At 69.8% G+C, this 9,567-nt stretch carries 6 protein-coding genes; all 6 read right to left on the bottom strand.

Annotated features, from left to right (window positions below; all coding sequences use genetic code 11):
• Positions 1 to 776: NosD domain-containing protein (locus H958_RS46320; RefSeq protein ID WP_196807364.1), on the bottom strand; the 776-nt coding region annotated here is incomplete at its 3' end.
• 152 nt (positions 777 to 928) lie between these two features.
• A complete protein-coding gene (locus tag H958_RS37615; protein ID WP_156028005.1) occupies positions 929 to 1,426 on the bottom strand; it encodes an acyltransferase in 498 nt (165 codons plus the stop codon).
• Positions 1,423 to 1,716 (bottom strand): acyl carrier protein, encoded by a 294-nt coding sequence (locus H958_RS0115435; protein WP_028059334.1) that lies wholly within the window; start codon positions 1,714 to 1,716, stop codon positions 1,423 to 1,425. Before H958_RS0115435 ends, H958_RS37615 begins: the two co-directional genes overlap by 4 nt.
• Complete coding sequence (locus H958_RS0115430; protein ID WP_081685916.1) at positions 1,700 to 3,358, bottom strand: amino acid adenylation domain-containing protein; 1,659 nt, start codon at positions 3,356 to 3,358, stop codon at positions 1,700 to 1,702. The genes H958_RS0115435 and H958_RS0115430 overlap by 17 nt, the downstream gene beginning before the upstream one ends.
• 51 nt (positions 3,359 to 3,409) lie before the next feature.
• Positions 3,410 to 3,970, bottom strand: a complete 561-nt coding sequence (locus H958_RS0115425) for a DUF3558 family protein (protein WP_028059332.1) — start codon at positions 3,968 to 3,970, stop codon at positions 3,410 to 3,412.
• Positions 3,971 to 3,972: 2 nt separating this feature from the next.
• Positions 3,973 to 9,567 (bottom strand): DUF4082 domain-containing protein, encoded by a 5,595-nt coding sequence (locus tag H958_RS37610; RefSeq protein ID WP_051324296.1) that lies wholly within the window; start codon positions 9,565 to 9,567, stop codon positions 3,973 to 3,975.

Raw genomic sequence — 9,567 nt, 5'->3', positions numbered from 1 at the left:
TCCGTGACCACAACGTTGTCCTCGATCATCTCATGATCAGAACCATCCCACGCCGCCACCGAATCCGGCACGTTATAAAAGAAATTCCCGCGAATCACCGTGTTCTTCGACCCATACAACTGAATCCCATCGACATGCCCCCCCGACGCCCCATCCGTCTGATGCATATCCATGAACGTGTTATTCAGAATCTGAACCCCGTTACCACCATTCTGAATCCCATCCGAATTCCCACCCGAGAACAAACTGTTCTGAATCGTGATCCCCGCCGGCTGCGCCGTCCGCTCCGGAAACCACACCCGCCCCTCCCCACACGACGAACACGCATTCCACCCGATATGCGTATTGTGATCAAACACGATATTCGCGTTCTGCAGATACCCCGTCCGAAACACCGCCTGCGCATTATCAAACGAACTGTTCCGGACCGTGATGTTCTTCGTCCGAGCATCACTCATCTCAGACCCGGTTATCTTCAACCCATCAATCGTGATATTCGACGCCGGATTAAAACTCAACGCCATCGACGCCACCGCGCCCGGCTCCGGCATCACCGTCACATTCCCTGACTTCAACGCCCCCCGAAACGTCCCATACGACCCAGCAGCCAACAACACCCGATCACCCGTCGACGCCGAACCGAACACACTCGCAAACGACGACGGCGTCGCATGAAGATCAGCAGCACGAGCAGACGCCGTCGCCCCTACCGCCACGACAAGACCAACGAGCGCGCCCGACGACCAACGTCGCGCACGCGTCGCGAAAGACAGCACGTGCAGTCCCCCCTCTGGAGTGTTCCCTGTACCCAGGCGCGCTGACCAACGCGCCATGTCTGCGTCCTGACCGGCGCAACCCTAGCGATAAATCGCCGGGGGCGTGGGAATCCGGCTCCGGAGGGGCGGGAGCTGATGAAGGGACGCGCTGCTCAGCGGCGCTTGAGCGGCGTGAGGCCCCGGTAGAACTCGCGCATCGGCGTGCTGCGACCGAGCGGGACGCCGCAGCGCGCGACGGGGGCGGCAGGGTTGCCCTGGACCATCATCGCGGGCGGAACCGACTTCGTGACGACGCTGCCGGCCACGACCACCGCGCCGTCGCCGATCGTCACGTGCGGGAGCAGCGTGCTCGACGGGCCGATGAACACGTCGTTGCCGATGCGGACGGTCCGCTCGTCGGTCACGGCTTCGCCCTGCTGGTGGGCGATGATCGTCGTCCGGGCGCCGATGTCGACGCCGGTGCCGATGCTGACGAGCTGCGGATGCGCGGTCTCGATCAGGACGTCGGTCCCGATGAACGTGCCGTCGCCGATCTCGACGCCGCGCCAGCGGTGCAGCCGCACCCGCAGCGTGTCGGCGCCTGGGCCGTAGAGCGCGATCAGCTGCAGGACGCGCCGCAGCGCGCCCTGGAAGAACCGCTCGTTCCTCACGCCTGCGCCTCGGTGGACGGCGCGTGTAGGGCGATCTGTTGTGCGATCGCCCGCGCGAGCGCGCCGAGCACGGTCAACTGGTCGGCCGGGAGGTCGCTCAGGTCGAGCTCGAAGCCGAGGTCCTGCTCGAGCGCGACCTTGAGCTCCAGAAACCCCAGGGAGTCGATGACCCCGTTCATCCGCAGGTCGAACCCGTCGTCGAGCGCGTCGCCGTCGAGGCCGAGATCGCCGAGCGCCTCAGAGCACTCGGCGATGATCAGCGCGCGAACGGTCTCAGTCGTTGGCGGCATTGCCACTCTCCAGTCGCTCGAGCAGCGCCCGGCGGTCGAACTTCCCGTTGGCGTTGAGGGGCAGCTCCGCCAGGCGGTGGACCCTGCGCGGCACCATGTAGGCGGGCAGACGCGACCGCACCGATTCGAGCAGGGCCGTCGCGTCGACCTCCAGATCGCCGATGAACGCGACGATCCCGTTGGCGCCGCTCTCCGTCTTCGGCCAGCCGACCGCCACGATCGCGTCCACGCCGGACTCGTCGCGCAGCGCGGCCTCGACCTCGCCCAGCTCGACGCGGTGGCCGAGGATCTTGATCTGGTGGTCGACGCGGCCGAGGTAGGTCATGGGCTGCTCGTCGACGGGCCGGCGCACGCGGTCGCCGGTGCGATAGAAGGTGACCTTCTCGCCCGGCGGCACGACGAACGCCGCGGCCGTGCGCTCCGGATCCTTCCAGTACCCGAGCGTCACCTGAGGCCCGGTCAGCAGCAGCTCGCCCGACTCGCCGGGCTGCACCTCGCGAAGCGCCTCGTCCACGACGAGCGTCCGCATCCCGGGGTAGGCGGAGCCGATCGCGACGACGCCGTGCTCGCACTCCTGCGGCGAGCGCTCCGAGTCCCAGCGGTAGAGCATGCACGCGATCGTGAGCTCGGTCGGGCCGTAGAGGTTCTCGACCTGCGACGCCGGCGCCGCAAGCGCCCAGGCCTTGGCGACCTCGGCGGGCAGCGGCTCGCCGCAGAACAGGCTCCAGCGCAGCGACGGGAACGAGTCCGGCTTCAGCGCGCCGAGGCGGCGCATGAAGACGCCGGTCGAGGGCACCGAGAACCAGACGCTCAGCTCGGCGTCGCGGATGAACTGGCCCGGCGACATGAGCGCCGCCTCGGGCGGGCAGCACAGGCACGCCCCGCGGTCCCAGGCCACGAACATGTCGAAGGCGGAGAGGTCGAAGGTCAGGTCGAACGTCTGCGAGAGCCGGTCGGTCTCGTCGATCCCGTACCGCTCGGTCATCACGTCGACGAAGGCCACGACGTTGCGGTGCGCGACCATGACGCCCTTCGGCTGGCCGGTGCTGCCCGACGTGAACAGCAGGTAGCCGATGCCGTCGGGATCGACGGGGGTCTCGACCCAGGCGCTCTCGGGCTCCACGTCGGCGGCCCCGAGCAGCGTGTGCAGCGGCAGCTTCGCCGCCAGCTCGCTCACGTCGTCCAGATCGGGGGCGACGATCACCAGCGGGCGCTCGACGCCGTCGAGCAGCTCCTCCAGCGCGCTCGCACGCTCGGCGTCGACGACGATCGACGTGCAGCCGGCGCGCTCGAGCATGCTCCGGTTGCGGGCGGCGGGGAACTTGGGGTTCAGCGGCACGTAGCCGTGGCCGCGCAGCAGGACGCCGAGCACGCCGGCGAACGCCGTCGACGTGCGCGCGGCGAACACCGCGGTGAGGGCAGGGCCGCCCTCCAGCGCCCGGCGCTGCAGCGTCGCCGCGATCGCCGCCGCGCGCCCGCGCAGCTCGGAGTAGGTCAGCGAGTCGCCGTCCACCTCCAGCGCCGGACGATCGGGGAATCGTTCGCTTGAGCGCAAGAAGCCGGAGCGCAAGCTGCGAGCTGCCGGCGGAGCCTGCGGCGTCGCACTGGTCTCGCCGTCGGCGAGGAGAAGATCAGCCCTCATGCCCGATCAACGCTCCTTCAGCGTTGCTTCTTCTGCAATCGCCCGGACGGATCAGGCTGTGAACGTACGCAGCGCGACGGCCGCGAGCTTCTGTGCCTTGACGCACGGTGCGGTGACGATCAGCACGCGCCCGCCGTCCAGCGGGATGTAGAGCGTCGGCTGGGAGCTGGTCGCGCAGTAGGCCGGGCGGTTGGACACCTTCAACCGCTGCGGCCGGCCGAGCTGACGCCGGAAGCGGTCGTCGAACCTGAGCACCGGCACGGCCAGGCTGAACAAGCGCTTGTCGCGCGCCGCGCGGTAGATGCACGTCGGGCCCTTCGGTGCCGTGACGGGCTTCGCGAGCGCCGTGCCGACGATCGCGGCGGCCTGGGAGCGTGTCACAAGGCTGCACGGCCGCTGCGAGCGCTCGGAGGCGCCGGCGCCGGCAGCTCCAGCCGGGGCCGTCGCGGGTGCGGCGGCCTCGTTGGAGCGGCCTGTGTCGGTCGGCGCGGTGAGCTTTCCGACCGACGGGTTGCCCTTCGTCCCCGGCTGCGCGACCGGGTGCGAGGCGCCGCCGCAACCGGCGATGCCGGCCAGCAGCAGCAGTGTGAGACATGAGCGTCGGAGCGGCATCGCTACACCCCCGCAGCGGCGAACAGCACGTCCACCCAGTAGTTGGTCGCGTTGTAGGAGTTGGACGGCGGCGTCGGCGCGGAGCTATAGGCGTAGACACCGTTCTGGCTGGTCGAGTCGGCCAGCGCGTGCAGCGGCCCGTTGTCGATCGGGCCCGACCCGAAGGCCGCGCTCGTGACCGAGTAGTGACCGTTCGGGGCCAGGTAGGCGGCGATGTACGTCGTTCCCGCGGTGATCGCCGCGGGACTGGCGAACTTCACCGTCTGCCAGCCGGAGGCCGTCTCGTTCGTGAACGTCGCCTGCGCGACCACCTGCCCGGCGGCCGTGTACACCGTGCCGACGTGGGTTCCCGTGTTGCCGGCGGCCTTATAGAAGCGCACCCCGGCGATCGTGCCGTCGGAGTCGGCGGTGAACTTGACGCCCAGCACCACCGAGGAGCCGTCGCCGGCATCGGTGACCGCCGGAGTGCCGAGGTCCAGCAGCGAATAGAGCGGGGCGACCGCCGCCGACGCCGCGGACTCCGCGCCCGCGCCCGCGGCATTGGAGGCCGTGACCTTGAACGTGTAGCTCGTCCCGTTCGCAAGGCCGGTGATCCGCGCGCTCGTCGCCGACGCTCCCGCCTGCACAGGCGTGCCGGCTGTCGCGCCCGCATATGGGGTGACCGTGTAGCCGGTGATCGGGCTCCCGCCATCGTTCGCGGGCGCGGTCCAGGAGACGGTCGCCGACTTCGTGTCGGCCGACGCGGTCACGCCGGTCGGCGCGCCGGGCGCGACCGCCGCGGTGGGCGTGACCGCACTCGAGGCAGCCGACGCCGGCCCGGACCCGGACGGGTTCGACGCCCGCACGACGAACGTGTAGGGCGTCCCGCTCGTGAGGCCGGGAATCGTCACCGACGTGGCCGGCGGCGTGCCGTTGATCGTGGTCGCGTCCTGCGCGGTCGACCCGATGTACGGCGTGATCGTGTACGAGGTCACGGGCCCGCCGCTCGAGGGCGCCGTCCATCCGACGTGCGCGGAGCCCTGACCGGCCGTCGCTGAGACGCCGGTGACCTGCCCCGGCGTCGGTGCGGGCTGGAAGAGGACGTCGACCGCGTAGTTGCCGGCGTTGAACGAGCCGCTCGGGAACGCGCTCGCCGCGGTGTAGGCGAACACGCCGTTGGAGCTCACGCCGTCGGCCAGCGCGTGCAGCGGCGGGTTGTCCACGACGGTCGCGAATCCGCCGCTGCTCACCGAGTAGTGGCCGTTGGGCGCGAAGTACGACGCGACGTACGTGGTGTTCGGCGTGATCGTGACCGGACTGGAGAACTGGACCGTCTGCCATCCGGATGCCGACTCGCCGGTGAACGTCGCCTGTGTGATGCGCGAGCCGGCCGCCGTCCACAGCGAGCCGATGTGCGTGCCGGTGTTTCCCGCCGCCTTGTAGAAGCGGATGCCGGTGACCGTGCCGTCGAAGTCCGAGCGGAACTTCACGCCGAGCTCTACGGGCGTGGAGTCGCCCGAGTCGACCGTCGTCGGTGTGTCGAAGTCGAGGATCGTCGCCTGCGGTGTCACCGAGTTCGAGGCCGCCGACGTACTGCCGGTGCCGGCGTCGTTGGTCGCGGAGACCTTGAACGTGTACCCGGCGCCGTTGGTCAGCCCGGTGATCGTCGTGCTCGTGGAGCTGCCCGAGACCTCGACCGGCGTCTGTGCGGCGGCGCCCTCGTACGGGGTCACCGTGTACCGGGTGATCGCGGCGTCGCCGTCGCTGCTGGGCTTCGACCAGCTCACCAGCGCCGAGTCCGACGCCGGCCGCGCCAGGACGTCCCCGGGCGCCGCCGGCGGGATCGGATCCAGCGGCGTGACGGAGTTCGACTGCGCCGAGGCGGTGCCGGGGCCGCTCGCATTCACCGCCGTGACCGTGAACGTGTACGTGACGCCGTTGGTGAGGCCCGAGACGGTCGCCGCGGTGCTCGTGGCGGAAACGGTCGCCGGCGTCTGCGCCGTGCTGCCGATGTAGGGCGTGATCTTGTACGAGCTCGCGCTGCCGCCGCTCGCGGGCGCCGTCCACGAGACGCGAGCCGACGTGCGGCCGCCCTCGGTCGCCGACACCGCGGTGACGGTGCCGGGCGCGGGGATCACGAACAGGACGTCCACCCAGTAGTTGCTCGCGCCGTAGGAGTTCGCCGGGAACGTGCTCGTGGTGCTGTAGGCGAAGACGCCGTTGCCGCCGGCGCCGTCGGTGAGGGCGTGCAGCGGCCCGTTGTCCACCGGCGACGAGAAGGCGCCGGCAGTGACCGAATAGCGGCCCACCGGCGCGTAGTACGACGCGACGTACGTGGTGCCGGCCGTCACGGCCTGGGGCGTCGCGAACGTCACGGTCTGCCAGCCGGAGGCCGTCTCGTTGCTGAACGTCGCCTGGGCCATCCGGGTGCCGGACGCCGTCCAAAGGCTGCCGACGTGCGCTCCCGTGTTGGCGGCCGCCTTGTAGAACCGGACGCCGGTGATCGTGCCGTTGGCGTCGGGCTTGAACTTCACGCCGAGCTCGACCGGTGTCGCGTCCTGGGAGTCGACGATGCCCGGGGTCTGGAAGTCGAACAGCGTCTCGCGCGGGGTCACGGCGGCGGACGCCGCCGATGCCGGACCCGTGCCCGGAGCGTTGGTCGCCGTCACCTCGAACGTGTAGCTCGTGCCGTCCGTCAGACCGGTGATGACCTTGGTGAGCGACGAGGCGTCCACCTGCACCGGCGTCTGGGCGGTCGACCCGGCGTACGGTGTGACGGTGTAGCCGGTGATCGGGCTGTCGCCGGAGGCGTCCGGGGCCTCCCAGCTCACCGAGGCCGACGTGGAGCCGGGGATCGCCGTCACGTGCTTGGGCGCGGACGGCGCGACCGCGACGAGCGGTGTCACGGCGTTCGACGCCGGCGAGACGGGCCCGCTTCCGCTCGGGTTGATCGCCTGGACCTTGAACGTGTAGGTGGTCCCGGTCGTCAGGCCGGCGATCGTCGCCATCGTGTCGAGCGGCGTGCCGCTGACCGTCGTCGGCGCCTGCGCGGTCGAGCCGATGTACGGCGTGATCTTGTACGAGGTCGGGACGCCGCCGGTGGACGGCGCGGTCCACGTCACGTTGGCCGACGTCTTGCCCCCTGGGGCGGCGCTCACGCCGGTCACCGTCCCCGGCGCGGGGATCGGGTTGAACAGCACGTCGACCCAGTAGTTGGCCGCGCCGAACGTATTGACGGGGAACGTGCTCGACGCGCCGTAGGCGTAGACGCCGTTCGCCGTCGAGCCGCCGTTGACCAGCGGATGCAGCGGGTCGCCGTCGATGACCGCCCCGCCGTTGGGGCCGGGCGCCGGCGCGCGCCAGAAGTAGTCGGCGCTCGCCGCGTAGTGCCCGTTGGGCGCGTGGTAGGAGGCGACGTAGGTCGTGTTCGGCTGAACCTGGACCGGCGTCGAGAAGGTGGCCGTCTGCCATCCGGACGTCGTCTCGCTCTCGAAGGTGGCCTGTGCCAGACGCTGCCCGTCCGCGGTCCACAGGCTGCCTGTGTGGGTGCCGGTGTTGGCGCCCACCTTGTAGAAGCGGATGCCGCTGATGGTGCCGAAGCCGTCCGACGTGAACTTCACGCCGACCTCGCCCGGAGTCGGGTCGCTCGAGTCCACCGACCCGGGGTTCGTGTTGGTGCCCCAGATCGAGCACGGGCACGTGACATCGATCGAGACGCCGGCGCCGGGCGTCTGCAGGTTGGCGCTGTCGTCGACGGCGCGCGCCTTGATCGTCGTGGACGGGTTGCCGTGCGCGAACCACGAGTACGACCAGCTCGTCGTGCCGGTCGCGGGATGCCACGTGGCTCCGCCGTCGGTGGAGACCTCGACGCCGGCGACGACTCCACCGCTGTCGGAGGCGGTACCGGAGATCGTCAGCTCGGTGCCGTCCGCGACGCTGGAGGGCAGCGAGTGGATCGTCGTCGTCGGTGCCGTCGTGTCGGTGGAGGCGGACGCCGCGAGGAGCGTCGGCATGCGCGTGGCCGGCTGGGCACCGAGGTCCGCGAGGACGTTGACGGTCGCCTGCTGCATGTTGTCGTCGGCGGGATGGGAGTCCGGGTTCCAGTCGTCGAGGCCCCAGCCCCACTGGACCGTGCCGGTCGCGAAGACCTTGGCGCCGCTCGCGGCCTTGTACATCGACATGTGGTGCGTCGCGGTTGCGTTGGTCGTCGTGTGGCTGCCGTAGTCGGTGAACACCTCGAGGCCGCCGACAGTCGTCGATGAGAGCTCAAACAGCCCGTTCGGCCGGTAGCCGTTGTCGACGTCCTGATCCCACTCGTAGCCGACGGTGTTCGGGGCAAGCGTGAGGACCGAGCCCGACGCCAGGCTCGCGGCGTCGGTGTTCCGCCACATGCGCATTGCGCCGTACTTCTGCGGCACCGTCATGGCGGCGCTGCCCGAGTTGACGAGGAAGCTCTGCCCGGTCAGCGCGTTCTCGGGCGTGTTGACCGACGCGGTCGTGAAGCGCGGGTCGCGCCACGTGCCGGTGAATGTGACCGGATCCTGCTGGCTCGCGAAGTGGGTGTCCTTGTAGGAGACGAGCGTGCGATCCGGCGTGCCCGACATGCTGGGCTCCCAGCGGGTCTTCCAGAACCCCTCGTTGCCGGTGAAGTACGCGAGGTTCACGCCGGCGTCGCGCGCCTGCTCCATGCCGGCGCGCTGGCTCGCGGACCAGTATTCGTCGTGGCCGCTGGAGATGAACAGCTTGTGGTTCTTCAGCAGCGGTGCGCGATTCGCGACGTCGAGGCTGCTGACGTAGCTGAGGTTGTAGCCGTTGCGCTCGAGGAACCTGATCATCGGGTACTCGGCGCCGGAGAACAGCCACGAGCGGCCGTTGTCGTCCTCGGCGGTGTTGAACGGACGGTTGTAGGAGACCTTGTACGCCGCCTTGTACGCGGCGGGGTTGCCGTCCGGGCAGCCGACGGTGCAGGTGTAGAGGCTGTTGCCGCCGTAGGAGTTGTAGGCCTGCCAGGTCGCGTCGGCGGTCTGCAGGACGATGTCGGAGTGGCTCGAGTCATCGCGCACGACGAAGACGATCTGGCTGCCGCGCGTGTCGCCGGAGCCATCGTCGTCGTTGCGGACGAGGTGGGCGATGTAGACGCCCGACACGGCGGTGCTGGGCACCGTCCACGTGCGCGAGACCGACCAGTTGCCGCAATCGATGAGGCCCGTGGGCGCGGCCGAGTTCGCGTCGTTCTGGCACTGCGGCTGGTTGGTGACCGTGCCCGTAGGCGCGAGGCCTTCCTGCATCAGCCGGGCGCCCTTGCCGTCGTACCAGCCCAGTCGCAGGATGTCGATGTGGATCGCCTGCGTGGTCGACTTGATCTTGAACGAGATCGTGTCGCCTTTGTTCACGCTCATCTGCGTGGCGAAGCCCTGGATGTTCGGGTCCCCGGCGCCATCGACCTGCCAGGTGCTGGGCTCGGCGCCGGTCTGCGAGTTCTCACACGCGACCTGGTTCGTGACGGGCGGTGTGCACACGGCGGCGTGCGAGGTCGCCGGCGCCCCGGCCAGCGCCACCAACGCGCCCGCGAAGATAAGGAAGAGCCGGGTCAGCGACGGCGGGCGATTGACGGTCAT

Origin of the sequence: Candidatus Solirubrobacter pratensis (genome assembly GCF_000425945.1) — a bacterium.
Taxonomy (GTDB): Bacteria; Actinomycetota; Thermoleophilia; order Solirubrobacterales; family Solirubrobacteraceae; genus Solirubrobacter; species Solirubrobacter pratensis.
This window is presented reverse-complemented; position numbering and strand designations above follow the sequence as displayed.